Here is a 17,998-nt window from a genome sequence, read left to right as displayed (position 1 = left end):
CCCGGCGGCCGCTCAGCCGCCGGGGCCCCTGCCCTTCCCCTTGGCCCTGCCCTTCCCCTTGCCCGGTTTGACGCTCTGCGCCGGGCCGTCCGCCGGGGATGGCCGGGCGGAGGAGCTCCGCGCCGCCGGGCGGTGCGTTCGCCGGTGCGGAACGACCACGCGGTGGGTGACGGCGGCGTTCGACGGCACCGCCGTGGGCGTGCCGCCGTGCGGCGTCTCCGGCAGGTGCCCGCCGTGGTCGGCGGCGGTCGTCACGAGCGCGGCGACGAGTGCCGCCGCCGTCGCCGTGGCGGCCACCGCGACCGGCGCGGACGCCGAGGGGCGCCTCGGCCGGGGCAGGTCCCTGGTGCCGGACCGGCCGCCGGCCGGGAAGGGTTCTCGATCACCGGTGTGCGGCAGGTCCGGCTCGGGGGCCGTCCTGCGGGCGGGCACCTCGCGTACCGGCTCGCGCGTCGCGCCGGCCCAGTCGAGCCACACCTGCAGCTCGGCGGCGGCGGGACGCCCGGCCGGGGACTTGCTGAGGGCCTGGCTCACCGGTCCGCGCAGCGAGTCGTCCAGCCCGTCGAGGTCCGGCGCGTCGAACATGGTCCGCTCCGCGAGGGCATCCGGGTCACCCCGGCCGAACGGGTTGCGGCCGGTGGCGGCGAACCCGATGACGCATCCCCAGCCGAAGACGTCGGAGGCGGGTGTGGCCGGGAGGCATTCAAGACGCTCGGGCGGGATCCATCCCGGGCTGCCCACCACCATGCCCGGCCCGGTCGGGCCGCCCGCGTCGCCGACCGGCCGCGCGATGCCGAAGTCGATCAGACGCGGCCCGGTGGCGCTCAAGATGATGTTGGCCGGTTTCACGTCACGGTGGATCAGCCCGGCATGGTGGACGGCGGCGAGCGCGCGCGCCACGCCGACCGCCAGCGCCCGCAGCGCCGCGCCGGCCAGCGGCCCGTCGGCCTTGACGGCCTGCGCCAGCGACGGTCCCTCGACGTACTCGGTGACGACGTAGGGAGGCCGGTGGCCGCTGCCGTCGGCCACGAGACGCGCGACGTACACGGCGGGCGCCCGGCGCAGGCACGCGGCCTCCGCCTCGTAGCGGCGTGTTAAGTCCTCGTCGCCGGCCGTCTCACCGTGGGCGGTCTTGACCGCGACGAGAGCGCCGTCGGGGCCGCGACCCAGGTAGACGACGCCCATCCCGCCGTGACCCAGGCGTCCGAGCAGCGGGTATCCGCCGATCTGAGCCGGGTCCTCAGACGTCAGCTGCCGTACACCCGCAGGCAGGCTCTCGTCCGCCGAGGCCGTAGGTGTCCGCATGCGCCAAGCCCTCCGTGGGAACCGGGTGATCTCGATCCTGCATTTCGGCCGGGTTCCGTGCAAGTGAACGGCAAAGATCTGGATACCGGAGTTAACGTCTCCCAGGTATCTTGCGCTTCGTGGCCGAGTCGCGGGATCGCTTGCTCTCCGGCCGCTACCGGCTCATCGACCAGATCGGCCGGGGCGGCATGGGAACGGTCTGGTGGGCCCACGACGAGGTGGAGGATCGCGAGGTCGCGGTCAAGGAGGTGCACCTGCCGCCCAGCCTCGGCCACCGCGAGCGGGTGAACCTCCTGCGGCGCACCGACCGTGAGGCGCTCGCCGCCGGCCGCCTGCGCCATCCCGGGCTGATCGCCATCTACGACATGGTGGTCGAGGACTCCCGCCCCTGGCTGGTCATGGAGTACGTCGCGGCGCGTTCGCTGGAGGACGTCTTCGTCGACGACGGTCCCATCTCCCCGCGCCGCGTCGCGGAGATCGGCGTGCAACTGCTGTCCGCACTTCGCGCCGCGCACGACGCCGGCATCGTCCACCGCGACGTGAAGCCGAGCAACGTCCTGCTGGAGACCTCCGGGCGGGTCGTGCTCACCGACTTCGGCATCGCGACCTACGACGGCGCCACCACGCTGACCCAGACCGGCACGTTCATGGGCTCCCCGGCGTACGTCGCGCCCGAGGTGGCGCGCGGCGAGCCCGCGACTCCGGCGTCGGACCTGTGGTCGCTCGGCGCGACGCTCTACGCCGCGGTGGAGGGCCGCCCGCCGTACGACTACGAGACCGCGATGGCGACGCTGAGCGCCCTCGTCACCAGCGAGCCCGACCCCCCGATGCGCGCGGGGCCGCTCCGGTCCGTCCTCGGAGGCCTGCTGACCAAGGACCCGGCCCGGCGCCTGACCGCCGCGCGGGCGGGCGAACTGCTCGCGGCCGCCGCCACGCCGCCCGCACCGGCTCCCCGGCCGCAGCGACGCCGGCGACGGCTCACCGAGCGCGGCGGGGTCGTGCCCGTGGTGACCGTCGGCGTGCTGGCCCTGGCGATCGGCGCGGGCGTCCTCGCGGGGGTGAAGGGCACACCCGCTCGATACTCCGGGCGGCCGACGTCGCAGCCCCCCTCGGCCACGGCCGGCTCGGCCACCCCACGGTCGCGGGACCCGGAGGTCGGCCCGCTTCCGGCGACGATCGGTGGCGAGACGGGCGGGCCGCCGGCGGTACGCCTCGCCCGGGGCGGTGCGACCTGGCCGGACACCTCCGGGCTGACGCTGCGGCTCGGCGCCGGCCACAGCGCCGCGCGGGTGTCGGTCGTCGTGACCTGCCCGTCGGGTCCGCGCCTGCTGACCTTCACCGCGTACGTGCTCGGGGACGCCGGGTCGCTCGTGCACGGCACGTGCGCCGCCGTGGGCGGCAGCCCGCCGGCCTCCCGGCCCCTGCGGCTGCCGCCGGGCACCGATCCGGCCCGGATCCGCGTCCGCGTACGCCCCGGCGCCGACGCCGGTGACGGCCCGATCGCCTGGTTCGCGGGCCTGTACGGCGCGGCCTCCTAGTGTCTTTCGCGCCCTTCGCTCTGGCGGAGAGTAGTGCGTCGACTACGCTCGCCGTATCGCTGAGGGTGGGTGACCCGCGATACCGGGAGACGTGTGTGGGGCCGGTGATGGTGGGTAATACCGCGACGACGATGGAGGAATGTGATGAGCCTGGACGAAGCAGCCCGCCAACTGGAACTGGCGGCCCACGATACGCAGGTCGCCTTCGACTGCATCGGTCTCGGTGAGATCGAGCGCGCCCACACTCACACGATCACCGCGAGAGCGGCGGCGGACGCGGCCGAGGTCGCCCTGCGCATCGCCCTCGCCGACATGTCGCCGGAAGAGGCCGAACGCGCCGGCGAGACGGCCATGAAACGGATCGAGCAGGAAGAGGGCTCGCGGCGCTGAGCCCGCCCAGCTACGTCGCGGGTCCCGTCTCCGTCAGGCGACGGGACGCTCGGCGACCGGGGTTCGCGGGTCGGCGCCGGGCAGCGGCGCCGGCTCGAAGCCCTTGGCGGTCCCGAGGATCACGAGGGTGAGCGCGGCGCCGACCACGTAGGCGATCCACAGGTTCGACGCGACCGCGCCCGCGATGACCGCGCCCAGCACGAAGCCGGCGTAGTTGAAGACGTTCACCCGTGCGACGGCGATGCCCAGGCCGGTGGGGTCGAGCCGTCCGGCCGCCGAGAACGACGTCGGCACCACGACGGCCAGGCCCAGCCCGGCGACCGCGAACCCGGCGATCGCCACCGCCGGATCCGGCGCGAGCGCCGCCGCCAGCAGCCCGAGCCCGCCCACCAGTGCCCCCACCGCGACGACCCGCGCCGCCCCGTACGCCCGTACGACGAAGTCGGCGCCGGCCCGGCTCAGCATCATGCAGACCTGGTACGCGACGTACGCCAGCGGAGCGACCGCGCCCGCGGCGTGCAGGTCGTCCTTCAGATACTTGGCGCTGTAGCTCGACGTGGCCGAGTCGGCGATGTACATGCAGGTCACGGCTATCCCGATGACGACGATCGGTCGCCACGGGACCCGCTTGGCGGCGGCCCGCAGCTGGTCGCCGCTGGGCCCGGTGGACTCCATCGCCCGCGGATAGAGCCGATGGCCGCTGCCGAGGGCGACCGCGAGCCCGAGCGCCGCCGGGATGGCGAACCCGGTGCCGAGCCCCAGGCCGACTCGGTTGGCGAGCGCGATCCACAGCCCCGCGACGATGCCGGCCGCGCTCCAGATCGCGTGGAACCCGGTCAGCAGGCTCTTGCCGTACCGCGTCTCGGCGGTGACCGCCTGGGCGTTCATGGACGCGTCCACGGCGCCGACGAACAGGCCGAACAGCGCGGTGGCCGCGTACAGGGCCGGATCGCCGGGGGCCACGCCGATCGCGAGGATCGACAGCAGGACGAGCGGCTGGGAGATCCGCAGCACCGGGCCGCTGCCGTACCTCGGCATCAGCGCGCCGGCCAGGACACTGCCGACGCCGGCGACGACGGGCACGGCCAGCAGGACCAGGGCGAGCGTGGCGTCACTGAGGCGGTGGGCCTTCTGGATCTCCGGGATCCGGGTCACCAGCGCGGCGAACGACAGGCCCTGCACTCCGAAGGCGGCGTACGCCGCGCGACGGCCTCGCCGGGTCCGTTGGTCGATCTCTGCCGCCACCGCGCCCTCCGAAACATGAAAGAGGTTCGCGTCAGCGTAGAGACCGGGCGCGCCACGGTCAATACGGCCGGACCTGGTGGAATCAGTCGATGAGGCGGCGGCGCATGCCGCGCACGGCGAGGAACCACATCAGCGCGGCGAACACCAGCAGAGCGCCCACGTGCCCCAGGTCGGCGAGCGGGTGGAAGCCGAACACGGCGTGGCGCACCAGCTCCACGCAGTGGTACAGCGGGTTGACGTGGGCGATCGGGTGGGCCCAGTGGGGGAGGCCGCTGATCGGGAAGAACGTGCCCGCGACCAGGAACAGCGGGGCCAGCACACCGCTGATGATGTAGTCGAAGCTGTTGATCGACGGGACCACGGTGGACGCCCAGATGCCGAACAGCGCGAAGCCCGACGCGGTCAGCACGGTGAAGATCGGCACGGCGACCACGCCGGCGTGCGGCCGCAGGCCGAAGGCCAGCGACACGAGGATGGGGGCACAGGAGTACACCCCGCTCTTGACCGCGATCCACGACGCCTCGCCGGCCACCACCTCGTGCACGTCCACCGGCGCGGCCAGGACCGCGTCATAGGAGTGCTGGTAGGTGCGGCGGATGTAGGTGTTGAACATCCCGGGGAACACCGAGGTGAACAGCGTCGCCGTGGCGACCACGCCCGTGCCGACGAAGTCGACGTAGCGGTAGCCCGCGACATGGCCCACGAGCGAGCCGAAGCCGAAGCCGAACGCCAGCAGGTAGATCGTCGGCTCGATGATCGACGCGAACGACGACGAGGCCCAGTAGCGGCGGAACAGCGCCAGCTCACGCCGCCACACCCCGCGCACCGGCGCCCACTCGAAGACCTTTAGGTGATCAGTCAACGGTCTCTCCGGTCAGCATGACGAAGACGTCCTCGAGGTTGGCGGCCCGGCGTACGACGCGGTCGCCGTTGGCCAGGTTGTCGGCGAGCGATGGCGGGATCCGCTCGGCGCGCAGCACCGACACGGTCGGGCCGGTGCGGCGGGTCGGCAGGCCCGCGCGGTGGGCCAGGCCCTCGACCTCGGCCAGCCGCTCCGGCGGGCCCTCGTGCTCCTCGACGCGGTCGCCCGCGTGATCGGCGATCAGCTCGGCCGGGCTGCCGGTCGCGATCACCCTGCCACGTGACATCAGGGCGCACGTGTCGGCGAGGCGCTCGGCCTCCTCGATGTAGTGCGTGGACATCAGCACCGTCACCCCGGACGCGCGCAGCGCGGCGATCAGCCCCCACAGGTCGGCGCGCACCTGCGGGTCGAGGCCGACGGTCGGCTCGTCCAGCAGCACCAGGCGCGGCGAGTGCACCAGCCCCCGCGCGACCAGCAGCCGCCGCCGCATGCCGCCGGACAGCTTGTCGGCGCGCGCGTCGGCCCGGCCGGTCAGGTGGGCGATCTCCAGCGCGCGGTCCACCGCCGCGCGTACGCCCGCGCGCGGCACGCGGTAGAGCCGCGCGAAGACCTCGAGGTTCTGCCGGGCGGTCAGCTCCTCGTCGAGGTTGTCGGTCTGCGGCACCACGCCCATCAGCGCCCGTGCCTGCTTGGCCTCACGCGGGATGTCGTGGCCGAGCACGTTGATCGTGCCCTCGTCGGCCCTTGACTGGGCGGTCAGCAGGCGCATCGTCGTGGACTTGCCGGCGCCGTTGGGGCCGAGCAGCCCGAGACAGACGCCGTCGGGCACCTCCAGCGTCAGCCCGTCGACCGCCGCGATCGACGTGCCGTCACGATCGGTGTACCGCTTGACGACGTCACGCAACACGATGGCCATGCTGTTCACGGTATGCAGGGCCTCTGACAGACCGCCAACGAATATCGTCGGGGGCGTGGACCTTCCGTGGAAACCCGGCGGCGACGATCTCTCGCCGCGTGAGCTGCGCGCCTCCGACACCGACCGGGAGAACGTCGTGCGGCTCCTGAGGGAGGCCCACGGCGACGGCCGGATCACGCTCGACGAGCACGGCGAACGGGTCGAGCGGGCGTACGCCGCCCGCACGCTCGGCGAGCTCGCCGTGCTGACCCGTGACCTGCTCCCGGAGGAGCAGCAGCCCATCCGGCTGGACCCGGGCCCGCTGCACGCCCTGTTCGGCACCGTACGACGCGACGGGCGGTGGGTCGTGCCCGGCCGGTTCGCGGCCGCGGCGGTCTTCGGCACGCTGGAGATCGACCTGCGGGAGGCCCTGCTGCAGCGCCGCCACGTCGTCGTACGCGCGAGCGTGCTCGGCGGGCGGCTCCGGCTGGTCGTCCCCGAGGGCGTGCGCGTGGAGTTCACCGGGCGGTCCATCGTGGGCTCGCAGGCGCTGCGCGTACGGCAGCCGCAGGGCCCGGACGTGCCCGTCATCGAAGTGAGCGGCACGGTGGTGTTCGGTTCGGTCGGCGCGCGCACGCCGAGACGCCGCCGGTTGCCCCGCCTGCGCCGCCCGGCCCGCTGATCACAGAACCGGAGCAGCAGGTCACGCAGGAGGTTCAATAACGGTTGAGACTCCTCGGCGCGCATCCCCTTGAACTGGTACGGACCAGCTCCTATCGTTCAGTGCCATGCGCGATTCTGCTCAGTGAGCAGTCGAATCGTGCACAACCTTTCATGCCTGTGAAAGGAGGTGGCGGCGCGAGCCGCACACCAGCTGTGCCACGCCAAGCGGCCGCTCGGAGGTGATGAGCCGGGGGCCCGGCCGGGGGTTGGCGACCCTTTTTCCACACATGACCGGGGACGTCGCGCGCACCCGCGCGCCCCGAAGCCTCACGCAAGAAGGCGGGGACAGGTGAAACGGCACCTCACCGGCGTTATCGCCGCGGGTCTCACGGTGACCCTCGGTTTGACCGGATGCAGCAAGGGGAGTTCCTCGGGCGACAGCGGCGACAGCAAGACGATCAGGTTCGTCGCCGCGATCTACGACGACAAGACCAAGTCCCTCTGGGACAGCCTCATCAAGACGTTCGAGGCGCAGAACAAGGGCTACAAGGTCAACCTGGAAATGGTCGACTGGACCCAGATGGACGCCAAGGTCAAGACCTACGTCCAGACCAAGCAGACGCCCGACATCCTGAACTACAACGCGTTCGCCGACTTCGCGCGGGACGGCCTGCTCTTCCCGACTTCGGACGTGCTGTCCCCGCAGGTGTCGAGCGACATCCTCCCGTCCTTCGTCGAGGGCGACAAGTACAAGGGCACGCAGTACGGCATGCCGCTGCTGTCCAGCGTCCGGCTGTTCTTCTACAACAAGGACGTCTTCAAGAAGGCCGGCATCTCCGCGCCGCCCAAGACCTGGGACGAGGTCAAGACCGACGCCCAGAAGATCAAGGACAAGGGCGGGAAGGGCGTCTTCCCGCTCGGCCTGCCGCTCGGCGCCGAGGAGTCCCAGGCCGAGTTCTTCATGTGGGCGATGAACAACGGCGGCGGCTACGTCGACCAGTCCGGCAACTGGACGATCGACAGCCAGGCCAACGTCGACACGCTGAACTACCTCAAGGACCTCAGCAAGTCCGGCCTCACGCAGCCGAACCCTGAGACGACCGACCGCAAGGACGTCTTCAACGAGTTCGCGCAGGGCAAGATCGGCATGCTGAACGGCGCCGTCTTCATGCCGGCGGGCTTCATCAACAAGGTCAACGCCAAGCTGCCGTACGCCGTGGCGCCGCTGCCGACCAAGGCCGGGGGCACGCCCAGCACCCTCGGTGTGCAGGACTTCCTGGTGGCGTTCAAGAACGGCGGCGGCAAGAAGAAGGACGCCGTCTCCAAGTTCCTGAACTTCTTCTACCAGACGAACAACGTCGCCAACTTCCAGAAGGAAGAGGGCTTCCTGCCCGTCACCAAGTCGGCGGGCGACGTGATCAGCAGTGCCGTGCCGTACGACAAGCCGTTCATCGACGCCTTGCCGAACGCCAAGTTCTACCCCACCGGCAACGCCGCCTGGGGCCCGCTGGCCAACACGGTCAAGGAGAAGCTCGGCACCGCCATCACCGGTGACCCGAAGAGCGTGCTGAGCGAGCTCCAGCAGACCGCGCAGAAGAACGGCTGACGGACGGCTCGTGCACGACACCATCGAGGCGCGCGGCGCCGGGGCCAGGTCCCCGGCGCCGGCGTCGGCGAGAAGAAGAAACAGCCGGATCCTCCGTGCGCTGGCACCGTTGCCCTGGATCGGCCCCGCGATCATCCTGATCGTGGCCGTGGTCCTGTGGCCGGTCGTCGAGATGGTCTGGACGTCGCTGATGAGGATCAGCTCGTCCGGGGCGACGCTGGGCTTTCGCGGCACCGGTAACTACCACGACCTGTTCGGCGAGACCGACCTCGTCAGCGTGCTGCTGCGCACGGTGGTGTGGGTGGTCGGCGTCGTCGTGGTCACGATCGTCGTGTCGCTGGCCATCGGCCAGCTGCTCAACGCCAACTTCCCGGGGCGCCGCGTGGTGCGCTGGGCGGTGATCGTGCCCTGGGCCGCGTCGGTGCTGATGACGGCGCTGACCTGGAAGTGGATGCTCAACTACTACTACGGCGTGGTCAACAAGGTCCTCAAGGGCGTCGGGCTGATCGACCACTCGGTGAACTGGCTGTCCAACCCCACCCAGGCGCTGATCTGGATGATGTGGGTGGCCGTCTTCGTCTCCTTGCCGTTCACCTCGTTCGTCATCCTGGCCGGGCTGCAGACCGTCCCGCAGGAGGTCTACGAGGCGGCCCGCGTCGACGGCGCCGGGCGCGCGCGGACCTACTTCCGCATCACGCTGCCGCTGCTGCGGCCGGCCCTGCTGGTCGCGGCGATCATCAACGTGATCAACGTCTTCAACTCGTTCCCGATCATCTACGCGATGACCGGGGGCGGACCGGGCAGCAAGACCGACACCAGCACGACCTTCATGTACAAGCTCGCCTTCAGCGGAACGGGTGACGTCGGAGAGTCGGCCGCGATGGCGGTCGTGAACTTCGCGCTGATCCTGATCCTGGTCCTGCTGTACCTGCGGGCCGTCGGCTGGCGCGGGGAGGCACAACCATGAGCAGCCTGAGCAACCGCCGTCCGGCCACGGTCGGCCGCGGTGTGCCGGGGTCGGCCGGTAGGGGACGAATCGTCCTCCTCACCGCGGTGGGCTACCTGGTGGCGTTCGTGTTCGTCGCGCCGTACCTGGAGATGCTGCTCACGGCGCTCAAGCCCGACCGTGAGCTGACCGCGTCGCCGACGACGTTCCTGCCGAAGCACTGGAGCTTCGGCAACTTCGTCGACGTGTGGAAAGCGGCGCCGATCTGGACGAACATGCAGGTCTCGCTCATCGTCGCGGCCGTGTCCACGCTGATCGCGCTGCTGGTCGCGCTGCCGGCGGCGTACTACACGGCGCGCAACCGGTTCTGGCTGCGCGGGCCGTTCCTGCTGCTGGTGCTCATCACGCAGATGTTCGCCCCCACCGCGCTGGTGATCGGCATCTACCGCGAGATGGTCTACCTCAACCTGACCGACACGCTGCTCGCGCTGATCCTGGTCAACGCCGCCTTCAACCTGCCGTTCTGCGTGTGGATCCTGCACGGGTACTTCTCCAGCATCCCGAAGGCGCTGGAGGAGGCCGCCTACATCGACGGCGCGGGCCGGTTCACGGCGCTCACCCGGGTGACGCTGCCGCTGTCGCTGCCCGGCCTGGTGACCGCGGTGGTCTACACGTTCATCGGGGCGTGGAACGAGTACGTCGTCGCCCTGACGATCACGTCCTCGCCCAACCGTCAGCCGCTGACCGTGGCCGTGCCCGGCTTCGTCACGTCGTACCAGCAGCACTGGCAGTACCTGTTCGCCACCTCGCTGATCGCGATCGTGCCGGTCGTCATCCTGTTCATCGTGATCGAGCGTTACCTCATCGGCGGCCTGACCGCCGGCAGCGTCAAGTAGCCGTCGCCCGTACGGGGCACGTGGCCCTTCCGGCCCTCGCGGCCGGAAGGGTGTGCGACGGACCGGCTAACTCGCGGTGTCGAAGTTGATGGCGGAGTAGGCGCGGAGCTTGGCGAGCCGGTGCTCGCTGTCGATCCGGCGGATCGTCCCGCTGCGCGAACGCATCACGAGCGAGTTCGTGTACGCCAGGCCCTTGCTGTAGCGGACCCCGCCGACCAGCTCGCCGTCGGTGATGCCGGTCGCGGCGAAGAACACGTCGTCGGAGGTGACCAGGTCGTCGGTGGTCAGCACCCGCGACAGGTCGTGTCCGGCGTCGACCGCCTTCTGCCGTTCGGCGTCGTCCTTGGGCCACAGCCGTCCCTGCAGCACGCCGCCGAGCGACTTGATCGCGCAGGCCGCGATGATGCCCTCCGGCGTGCCGCCGATGCCGAGCATCAGGTCGATGCCGGTGTTCTCCCGCGCGGCCATGATCGCGCCGGCCACGTCGCCGTCGGTGATGAACTTGATCCGGGCGCCCGCCTCGCGTACCTCCTTGACGATCCGCTCGTGCCGGGGCCGGTCGAGGATGACCACCGTGACATCCGACGACGAGCAGCCCTTGGCCCGCGCCACCGCCCGGATGTTGTCCGCCACGGGCGCGTCGATGTTGACGACGTCGGCCGCCTCGGGGCCGGTCGCCAGCTTCTCCATGTAGAACACGGCCGACGGGTCGTACATGGTGCCCCGCGGGCTCACCGCGATCACCGCGATCGCGTTGCTCTGCCCGAGCGCGGTCAGCCGCGTGCCGTCGATCGGGTCCACGGCGACGTCGCAGTCCGCGCCGTTGCCGTCGCCGACGCGCTCGCCGTTGAAGAGCATCGGGGCCTGGTCCTTCTCGCCCTCGCCGATCACCACCACGCCGTTCATCGACACCGTGTTGATCAGCTGGCGCATGGCGTTCACCGCCGCGCCGTCGGCCCCGTTCTTGTCACCGCGTCCCACCCAGCGGGCGGCGGCCATCGCCGCGGCCTCGGTCACGCGCACGAGCTCCAGCGCGAGGTTGCGGTCCGGGGCGTGGGCCTCGGTCACCAGCGGGGACGACGGAGTGCTTGCTTCGGTCATCGGATCACGCGGCGTGGCGGCCCGGCCGGCCGGCCGAGGGCGAACGCCGCTCCCTCCTCGAGTGTCAGGTCGATCGCATGTTCGCACGTCTGGCTGCGGCGAGGTGGATGCGCAGGCACTGCAAACATGCCCGTTTTGTAGGGAAGGTTGCGTGCGAGAAACACCACTTTGACGATTCGCCTCCCGAGGGGCCGGACCGGCCCATGGGACGGCAGGAAGCCGCCGGATCACCGGCGGCCGATGCCGGAGGACGTAAATTCAGCGCAGACAGGGCGTAATCTAGGGCCGTAATGAGCAGCGAAATCAAGCGGCGGCCCGGCGGGCGAGCGACGTGCCCGGCCGGCCGTCGGTGGCGAGTGCCGTGCGCCTCTTCGGCACGGCGAGGAGCGCGCAGTTGAGCATCGAACACCTCCAGCGCACCTCCGATCGAGGTGCGGCCACGCGTGGCGCCCTGCTGGCGGCGGCGCGTGAAGTCTTCTCGGTGTCCGGGTTCGCGCAGGCGGCGGTGACCGACATCGTGGCCAAGGCCGGAGCGAGCGTCGGCAGCCTCTACCACCACTTCAGCGGCAAGGCCGACCTTTACCTCACGCTCTTCGAGGAGTTCCAGAACCGCCAGCAGGAGCGCACCCGCGAGGCCGTCCACCTGGCCCGCGACCAGGGCGAGGCCGACCCGATGCGGCTGTTCATCGCCGGAGCGCGTGCCTACCTCGACGGTTGCCTCGCCGAGCCCGACCTCGCCCGGCTGTTCCTGTCCGGCGACGGGCCGCCCGGCTTCGACCGGGCCCTGCGCGACCGCCTCCGCACCTGGGCGCGGCGCAACGCGGCGCTCTTCCACACCGGCGACGGCGAGGTGGACGAGGCGCTCGTCGTCGTGCTGACGGGCGCGATGTCCGGCGCGGTCGCGGAGCTGTCGCTGTCGGAGGACGAGACGGCGTCACGGCGCCTCGCCGACGACGTCCTGGCGATCATTTCCCGCATGGAGAGCCCCCGTGAGCGACGGTCCTGAGCCGGCGGACAGCACCACCACACCGGGCGACACGCCGCCCGGCACCACCGCCACCGCGACCCGTCCGCCCGAGGGTCCGTACGTCGTGTCGCCGTCGGTGTACAAGCGGCTCATGTCGGGCCTGCCGGGCTTCTGCATGGCGATGCTCGCGTCGCTCGCCCTCGTCGGTCTGGTCATCCTGATCACCCCGCGGCACAACGAATCCGCCATGCCGCACGCCGACTACAGCAGCGACCTGGCCGGACTCACCGCCGTCGCCCCGTACCAGGTGCTGGCGCCCCAGGGCCTGCCGCCGCAGTGGTTCGCCACCAGCACCCGGCTCAGCGGCCACGGACAGGGGCCGATCTCCTGGCACCTCGGCTTCTCCACGGCGCGCAAGGAGTACGCCGCGCTGGAGGAGAGCAACGAGACGCCGGACGGCGCCGGTCACTTCATCGATCGCATGACGAGCCAGGGCCACCCGGACGGCACCGCCCAGATCGCCGGTGCGACCTGGGACCGCGAGTTCCGGCCGGACAAGAAGCAGCGCTCGCTCGTCCGCCGCCTCCCCGGCGTCACGATCGTCCTCACCGGCACGGCCTCGTACGAGGAGCTCGGGGTGCTGGCGGCCGCGCTGAAGCCCCAGCCGAAGCCGTCCTCGGCGGCCACGCCGGTCGGCTGACCCGCCGGGGCACGGCTCAGAAGGGCGCGCCCTCGGCGGGTTCGGCGCTCGGTTCGGCGCGCTCGGACATGGCCGCGGCGAGCCGAGCGCGGGCGCCCTCCAGCCACTCCTCGCAGATGCCCGCCAGCTTCTCGCCGCGCTGCCAGAGAGTGAGCGACTCCTCGAGAGTGAGGCCGCCGGCCTCCAGCCGGCGCACGACGTCCGTCAGCTCGTCACGGGCCTGCTCGTAGGACAGCTCTGGTTTCTCCTCCGTCACCCGAACCACCCTACGGGCACCGCGCCCCGCCCGCGCCGAGCCGCCGGTCAGCCGCTGAGGTTTCCGACGATGATCAGGAGCAGCAGGAGGAACACCAGGCCCGGGTAGAGGTACGCGCCCGGGCGGTGGAACACCGGCGGGCCCGGGTCGAGCGGCGCGCGTCCGTCGCCCTGCGGCTGCGGCGCGGGCAGGTTCGCGACGTTGCTGCGGGAACTGACGTTCATCAGCAGGAAGATCGGAGTCATCACGATGCTCTGGACGCTGCACCAGCCGCCCGTCAGCGTCTTGGCGGTCAGCCGCCGGAACGTGTGCAGGCCGCAGTCGCGGCAGTACGGGCCGGGCGCCGTCCAGATCGTGTGCATGACCACCGCGCCGACCACGGCGCGGAACGTCGCGTTGGCGGCGGGTCCGCTCCCGCACAGCCGGCAGGACTGCCCTCCGTAGGCCTGCTGACCGGCATCCTGCTGCGGTGCCTGGTACTGCTGGTATTGCTGCTGCTGGTACTGACCCTGCTGGTACTGCTGCTGTTGGTATTGCTGCTGAGGCTGCTGGTAGCCCTGCTGAGCGCCCTGGTACTGCGGCTGCCCCCACTGCTGTCCGTACGGCTGCTGTTGCTGCTGGGGCTGCGGGTACGGCGCCTGGTAGTGCCCCTGGGCGGGCTGCTGGTAGGCCTGCTGCTGGTAGGGGCCGGGCCCCTGGTACGGCGGCTGCTGGTACGGGGGCTGAGTCACGGAGGAGTCCTTCGACAGATGTGGTGCACGTGACGGATGAGGTGAGCGACCATTATCGGCATGATCTGGGGGTGCTCGGGTAAGTTACGAAGTTTCTCCTGGTGAGGCGGTGCTCACACCGTTCCGCCGTCCTCCGCGCGCACGGTGATCCGGTCGTCGTGGAAGCGGATCAGCAACTCGTCGCCCTTGCTCACGTCGGCGGCGGCACCGATGACCGACTCGTCGGGGCGCTGGACGACGGCGTAGCCGCGCTGAAGCGTGGCGGCGGGGGAGAGGGCCACGAGGCGGCCCCGAGTGTGGGACAGGTCATCCGCGGCGCGGTCGAGGGCCGACGCCAGGCAACGCCGTGCCCGGTCGCGCAGGGTGGTGACCCCCTCCTCCTGCCGCTCGACCTCCCGTACCGGATCGGCCAGCGCCGGCCGCGAGCGCACCCCCGCCAGCCACTGCACCTCCCGCTCGACCCGGCCGGACAGGCAGCGCCGGCCGCGGTCGCGCAGCTGCCGCACCAGCGTGAGCTGCTCGCGCACGTCGGGCACGGTCTTCTTGGCGGCGTCGGTCGGCGTCGAGGCGCGCACGTCGGCGACGTAGTCGAGGAGCGGCGTGTCCTGCTCGTGCCCGATCGCGGAGACCACGGGTGTGCGGGCGGCGGCCACCGCGCGTACGAGGGCCTCGTCGGAGAAGGCGAGCAGGTCCTCCAGGGAACCGCCGCCACGAGCGATGATGATCACTTCGACGTCCTTGTCGGCGTCGAGCCGGCCCAGCGCGTCGATCACCTCGCCCGCCGCGTACGTGCCCTGGACGGCGGTGTTCTCCACCTTGAACCGGACGGCGGGCCAGCGGCGGCGGGCGTTCTCCAGCACGTCGCGTTCGGCGGCGGAGTCGCGGCCGCAGATCAGCCCGACCGTGCCGGGCAGGAAGGGCAGCGGACGCTTGCGCTCGGCGCTGAACACGCCCTCGGCGGCGAGGAGCTGCTTGAGCCGCTCCAGCCGGGCCAGGAGCTCGCCCACGCCCACCGGGCGGATCTCGAACGCCGAGAGCGCGAACGAGCCGCGGTTGATGTAGAAGTCGGGCTTGGCGTGCACCACCACACGGGCGCCGTCGACGACGGCCGGGCCGCCGGCGTCGCAGACCGCGCGCGGGCACACCACGCGCACGGAGACGTTGGCGACCGGGTCGCGCAGGGTGAAGTAGACCGTGCCCGCGCGGCGGTTCAGCTCGGTGATCTGCCCTTCGACCCAGATCCGCCCGAGCTTGGAGATCCAGCCGCCGACGAGCTGCAGAACGGTACGGACCGGGGTCGGCGACTCCGGCGAGGTCTCCAGCGCCATGCGCGCAGCCTAACGGCCGGCGGGGACGGCGCGGGCCGGAGAGCGATGAGCCTGGCCGTTCTGGCGAGCCGAGCTGGACGGATCGTGTGGTAAGCCCCACACTCCGTAGTTAGCCCAGCTAAACGCGGTGCTCTGCTAGCTTGGAAGGAGGAAAGGTCATGTCCGATCCCCGTGCGCTCGCCGAACGCTTCAACCGGCAGATCCGCGACATCGTGCTCATGCTCCGTCGCGCGAACGCCGGTCAGGCCATCACGACACAGCAGATGTTCGTGATGGGCTCGCTCGAAGGCGGCTCGCGCCGGATGTCCGATCTCGCCGCGGAGCACGGTGTGCGGCTGCCGACCATGACACGGCAGATCGGCCGCCTCGCCCGCGACGGACTGGTCATCCGGGGACGCGAGGCCGATGACGCACGGGTGGTCACCGCCGAGCTCACCCCGGTGGGACGCCAACGCCTCCAGCACGCGAGGGAACAGCGGATCACCTTCCTCGCGGGGCGCATGACACTGCTGAACGACGCCGAGCGCGCCTCCATCGAGGCCGCCCTGCCGGCCCTGGAGAAGCTTTTCGCCGGCTCGTGACGGCTCGGGCCAGGAAGAACCCGCGCGCGGCATGACCGGCCGTACCCGGGCAAGGCGACGGTCCGCGCCGTGGCATGCCAAAGAGCCGCCGGGTCCGTACGGGATCGGCGGCGTCGCGACGACCGCTCAGCCTTCGCGCAGCTTGGCGATGCGGTTCTCGTACATGCGCAGGAAGTCGGCGCGTGCGGCGTGCGAACGCTCGTAGTCGCGCAGCTCACCGACCTGCTTGGCGTCCAGGCCCCGCAGCCGGGCGCGTACGGAGGCGAGCGTCGCCTCGTCGTAGCCCGAGATCGGCAGGTTCGCGGCCGCCTTGGCGCGTGGCTTCGGCTGCGTGGTCTTCGTCTCGGCCTGCTTGGCCTTCGCCGCCGCGGCGGGCTTGGCCTTGGCCGCCGGCTTCGGCGACGGCTTGGGCGAGGGCTTCGGCGCCGGCTTCGGACTGGGCTTGGCCGCCGTCGACCTGGCCGCCGCGGGCTTTCCCGCCGCCTTGGGACGGGAGGTGGCCGAGGGCCGGGTCGGCGGGGCCGTGGCCGGCTTCGGGCGCTCGGCGGGCCGCTGCGGGCGTGTGGTCGCGGACGGCTTCGGCTTGCCGACGGAGATCTCCGAGTCACCGGCCGCCGGGCCCTTCGACGGCTCGGCGGTCCGGCCGTTGCCGGCGACCTTGCCGACGACCATGCCGGTGAGGTTCTCGGCGTCGTTCTTCAGCCGGCCCAGCACGGGGCTCAGCCCGGACTCGCGCGCCTCGCGGTAGTCCTTGCGCAGGCGGTCGGTGAGCAGCAGGGCCCGCCCGACCCCCATGACCGCCAACCGGGCGGCCTGGATCGGCAGCTCGCTGACGGTGTCCTTGACCTGTTCCCTGAGCTGGCGTGGTGATCGTGTCATCGTTTGTTTCTGCTCTCTCCAGCCCGGTACAAACGGACCGGCCGGTACCCGACGTTGTGTCTACGAACACTCTGCCCTACGGTGTCGCGACGTTCACGCGCCGTGGCCGGTTTCCCCGCGGTCGGATCGCGCATCGCGATCCCGCCTACCATGGTGCCTATGACTCGTCGCGTTCTCCTGGCCAAGCCGCGTGGTTACTGTGCGGGCGTCGACCGTGCCGTCCAGACGGTGGAGCTGGCGCTCGAGCGCTACGGCGCCCCGATCTACGTGCGCAAGCAGATCGTGCACAACGTCCACGTCGTCAAGACCCTCGAGGAGCGAGGTGCGATCTTCGTGGACGAGACCGAGGAGGTCCCCGAGGGCGCCATCGTGGTGTTCTCCGCCCACGGCGTCGCCCCGGTCGTCCACGACGAGGCCGCCGGCCTGAGCCTCCGTACGATCGACGCGACCTGCCCGCTGGTCACCAAGGTGCACAAGGAGGCCCGGCGGTTCGCGAGCGACGACTACGACATCCTCCTCATCGGCCACGAGGGCCACGAGGAGGTCATCGGCACCAGCGGCGAGGCCCCCGAGCACGTCCAGCTGGTCGACGGGCCGGACGACGTGGCCAACATCACGGTCCGCGACCCGGAGAAGGTCGTGTGGCTCTCCCAGACCACGTTGTCCGTGGACGAGACCACCGCGACCGTCGAGGCCCTGCGCGCCCGGTTCCCCAAGCTGATCGACCCGCCGTCGGACGACATCTGCTACGCCACACAGAACCGCCAGGTCGCGGTCAAGGAGATCGCCGCCCAGTCGCAGCTGGTCATCGTGGTCGGCTCCGAGAACTCCTCCAACTCCAAGCGCCTCGTCGAGGTCGCCAAGGACCACGGCGCCGACGCGTCGTACCTGGTCGACTACGCCGACCAGATCGACCCGGCGTGGCTGGAGGGCGTGACCACGGTCGGCGTGACGAGCGGCGCCTCGGTGCCGGAGGAGCTCGTGGACGGCGTCCTCGAACGTCTCGCGGCCCACGGCTTCGACATGGTGGAAGAGGTCGAGTCCGTCCGCGAACGCATGGTCTTCGCCCTGCCCCACGAACTCCGCCGCGACCTTCGGTCCGCCTGAGT

19 protein-coding genes are annotated in these 17,998 nt (G+C 71.2%); 10 read left to right on the top strand and 9 right to left on the bottom strand.

Annotated elements, in window-relative coordinates; genetic code table 11:
• Nucleotides 1-12: 12 nt before the first annotated feature.
• The gene (locus QSK37_RS07905; RefSeq protein ID WP_285618579.1) at nt 13-1,305 is read right to left on the bottom strand and encodes a serine/threonine-protein kinase; all 1,293 of its coding nucleotides are present in this window, start codon (nt 1,303-1,305) and stop codon (nt 13-15) included.
• Nucleotides 1,306-1,424: 119 nt separating this feature from the next.
• Between QSK37_RS07905 and QSK37_RS07900 the strand changes: the two genes are divergently transcribed.
• Entirely contained in the window at nt 1,425-2,843 is a 1,419-nt protein-coding gene (locus QSK37_RS07900; RefSeq protein WP_285618578.1) for a serine/threonine-protein kinase, read from the top strand.
• A gap of 144 nt (nt 2,844-2,987) precedes the next feature.
• Nucleotides 2,988-3,233, top strand: a complete 246-nt coding sequence (locus tag QSK37_RS07895) for a hypothetical protein (RefSeq protein WP_285570917.1) — start codon at nt 2,988-2,990, stop codon at nt 3,231-3,233.
• Nucleotides 3,234-3,266: 33 nt separating this feature from the next.
• On the opposite strand, the gene QSK37_RS07890 is transcribed toward QSK37_RS07895, so the two are convergent.
• The 3 genes from QSK37_RS07890 to QSK37_RS07880 form a co-directional block, all read right to left on the bottom strand.
• Complete coding sequence (locus tag QSK37_RS07890; protein ID WP_285618575.1) at nt 3,267-4,478, bottom strand: MFS transporter; 1,212 nt, start codon at nt 4,476-4,478, stop codon at nt 3,267-3,269.
• Nucleotides 4,479-4,560: 82 nt separating this feature from the next.
• Complete coding sequence (locus QSK37_RS07885) at nt 4,561-5,340, bottom strand: ABC transporter permease (RefSeq protein ID WP_285570911.1); 780 nt, start codon at nt 5,338-5,340, stop codon at nt 4,561-4,563.
• Entirely contained in the window at nt 5,333-6,256 is a 924-nt protein-coding gene (locus QSK37_RS07880; protein ID WP_285618573.1) for an ABC transporter ATP-binding protein, read from the bottom strand. The genes QSK37_RS07885 and QSK37_RS07880 overlap by 8 nt, the downstream gene beginning before the upstream one ends.
• A gap of 55 nt (nt 6,257-6,311) precedes the next feature.
• On the opposite strand from QSK37_RS07880, the gene QSK37_RS07875 reads away from it, so the two are divergent.
• The 4 genes from QSK37_RS07875 to QSK37_RS07860 all read left to right on the top strand — a co-directional run bounded on the left by QSK37_RS07875 (nt 6,312) and on the right by QSK37_RS07860 (nt 10,346).
• Entirely contained in the window at nt 6,312-6,917 is a 606-nt protein-coding gene (locus tag QSK37_RS07875) for a DUF1707 SHOCT-like domain-containing protein (protein WP_285618571.1), read from the top strand.
• Nucleotides 6,918-7,247: 330 nt separating this feature from the next.
• Complete coding sequence (locus tag QSK37_RS07870) at nt 7,248-8,504, top strand: extracellular solute-binding protein (protein ID WP_285570903.1); 1,257 nt, start codon at nt 7,248-7,250, stop codon at nt 8,502-8,504.
• 10 nt (nt 8,505-8,514) lie between these two features.
• Nucleotides 8,515-9,471 carry a carbohydrate ABC transporter permease gene (locus tag QSK37_RS07865; protein WP_285618569.1) on the top strand — a complete coding sequence of 319 codons (957 nt, stop codon included), beginning with the start codon at nt 8,515-8,517 and terminating at the stop codon, nt 9,469-9,471.
• Nucleotides 9,468-10,346 (top strand): carbohydrate ABC transporter permease, encoded by an 879-nt coding sequence (locus tag QSK37_RS07860; RefSeq protein ID WP_285618568.1) that lies wholly within the window; start codon nt 9,468-9,470, stop codon nt 10,344-10,346. The genes QSK37_RS07865 and QSK37_RS07860 overlap by 4 nt, the downstream gene beginning before the upstream one ends.
• Nucleotides 10,347-10,412: 66 nt before the next feature.
• Here QSK37_RS07860 and glpX read toward each other — a convergent pair whose 3' ends face one another.
• Entirely contained in the window at nt 10,413-11,447 is a 1,035-nt protein-coding gene (gene glpX / locus QSK37_RS07855; protein ID WP_285570896.1) for a class II fructose-bisphosphatase, read from the bottom strand.
• Nucleotides 11,448-11,841: 394 nt separating this feature from the next.
• Here glpX and QSK37_RS07850 point away from each other — a divergent pair, with 394 nt between their 5' ends.
• Together QSK37_RS07850 and QSK37_RS07845 are read left to right on the top strand one after the other, a co-directional pair.
• Nucleotides 11,842-12,453 carry a TetR/AcrR family transcriptional regulator gene (locus QSK37_RS07850; RefSeq protein ID WP_285570894.1) on the top strand — a complete coding sequence of 204 codons (612 nt, stop codon included), beginning with the start codon at nt 11,842-11,844 and terminating at the stop codon, nt 12,451-12,453.
• On the top strand, nt 12,437-13,114 hold the full coding sequence (locus QSK37_RS07845; RefSeq protein WP_285618566.1) for a DUF4245 domain-containing protein: 678 nt from the start codon (nt 12,437-12,439) through the stop codon (nt 13,112-13,114). Before QSK37_RS07850 ends, QSK37_RS07845 begins: the two co-directional genes overlap by 17 nt.
• A gap of 16 nt (nt 13,115-13,130) precedes the next feature.
• Here the strand turns inward: QSK37_RS07845 and QSK37_RS07840 are convergent, their stop codons facing one another.
• From QSK37_RS07840 to xseA, 3 genes are all read right to left on the bottom strand, one after another.
• Nucleotides 13,131-13,370: an exodeoxyribonuclease VII small subunit gene (locus tag QSK37_RS07840; RefSeq protein ID WP_285618564.1), complete on the bottom strand. Its 240-nt coding sequence runs from the start codon at nt 13,368-13,370 to the stop codon at nt 13,131-13,133.
• Between the two features lie 47 nt (nt 13,371-13,417).
• The gene (locus QSK37_RS07835; protein WP_285618563.1) at nt 13,418-14,101 is read right to left on the bottom strand and encodes a hypothetical protein; all 684 of its coding nucleotides are present in this window, start codon (nt 14,099-14,101) and stop codon (nt 13,418-13,420) included.
• 113 nt (nt 14,102-14,214) lie between these two features.
• Entirely contained in the window at nt 14,215-15,429 is a 1,215-nt protein-coding gene (gene xseA / locus QSK37_RS07830; protein WP_285618562.1) for an exodeoxyribonuclease VII large subunit, read from the bottom strand.
• 158 nt (nt 15,430-15,587) lie between these two features.
• On the opposite strand from xseA, the gene QSK37_RS07825 reads away from it, so the two are divergent.
• The gene (locus tag QSK37_RS07825; protein WP_285618560.1) at nt 15,588-16,010 is read left to right on the top strand and encodes a MarR family winged helix-turn-helix transcriptional regulator; all 423 of its coding nucleotides are present in this window, start codon (nt 15,588-15,590) and stop codon (nt 16,008-16,010) included.
• Between the two features lie 126 nt (nt 16,011-16,136).
• On the opposite strand, the gene QSK37_RS07820 is transcribed toward QSK37_RS07825, so the two are convergent.
• Nucleotides 16,137-16,889 (bottom strand): DUF8129 domain-containing protein, encoded by a 753-nt coding sequence (locus QSK37_RS07820; protein WP_285618558.1) that lies wholly within the window; start codon nt 16,887-16,889, stop codon nt 16,137-16,139.
• Between the two features lie 159 nt (nt 16,890-17,048).
• Between QSK37_RS07820 and QSK37_RS07815 the strand changes: the two genes are divergently transcribed.
• Entirely contained in the window at nt 17,049-17,996 is a 948-nt protein-coding gene (locus tag QSK37_RS07815; protein ID WP_285618557.1) for a 4-hydroxy-3-methylbut-2-enyl diphosphate reductase, read from the top strand.
• The last annotated feature ends 2 nt before the right edge of the window (nt 17,997-17,998 follow it).

The organism is Actinoallomurus iriomotensis, from assembly GCF_030269445.1.
In the GTDB taxonomy this organism is placed as follows: domain Bacteria; phylum Actinomycetota; class Actinomycetes; order Streptosporangiales; family Streptosporangiaceae; genus Actinoallomurus; species Actinoallomurus iriomotensis.
This window is presented reverse-complemented; position numbering and strand designations above follow the sequence as displayed.

Excerpts from the sequence above, each read along its gene's own strand:
- QSK37_RS07880 (WP_285618573.1), bottom strand. The coding sequence starts at position 6,256 with ATGGCCATCGTGTTGCGTGACGTCGTCAAGCGGTACACCGATCGTGAC.
- QSK37_RS07905 (WP_285618579.1), bottom strand. The coding sequence starts at position 1,305 with ATGCGGACACCTACGGCCTCGGCGGACGAGAGCCTGCCTGCGGGTGTA.
- QSK37_RS07815 (WP_285618557.1), top strand. The coding sequence starts at position 17,049 with ATGACTCGTCGCGTTCTCCTGGCCAAGCCGCGTGGTTACTGTGCGGGC.
- glpX (WP_285570896.1), bottom strand. The coding sequence starts at position 11,447 with ATGACCGAAGCAAGCACTCCGTCGTCCCCGCTGGTGACCGAGGCCCAC.
- QSK37_RS07820 (WP_285618558.1), bottom strand. The coding sequence starts at position 16,889 with ATGACACGATCACCACGCCAGCTCAGGGAACAGGTCAAGGACACCGTC.
- QSK37_RS07895 (WP_285570917.1), top strand. The coding sequence starts at position 2,988 with ATGAGCCTGGACGAAGCAGCCCGCCAACTGGAACTGGCGGCCCACGAT.
- QSK37_RS07860 (WP_285618568.1), top strand. The coding sequence starts at position 9,468 with ATGAGCAGCCTGAGCAACCGCCGTCCGGCCACGGTCGGCCGCGGTGTG.
- xseA (WP_285618562.1), bottom strand. The coding sequence starts at position 15,429 with ATGGCGCTGGAGACCTCGCCGGAGTCGCCGACCCCGGTCCGTACCGTT.
- QSK37_RS07825 (WP_285618560.1), top strand. The coding sequence starts at position 15,588 with ATGTCCGATCCCCGTGCGCTCGCCGAACGCTTCAACCGGCAGATCCGC.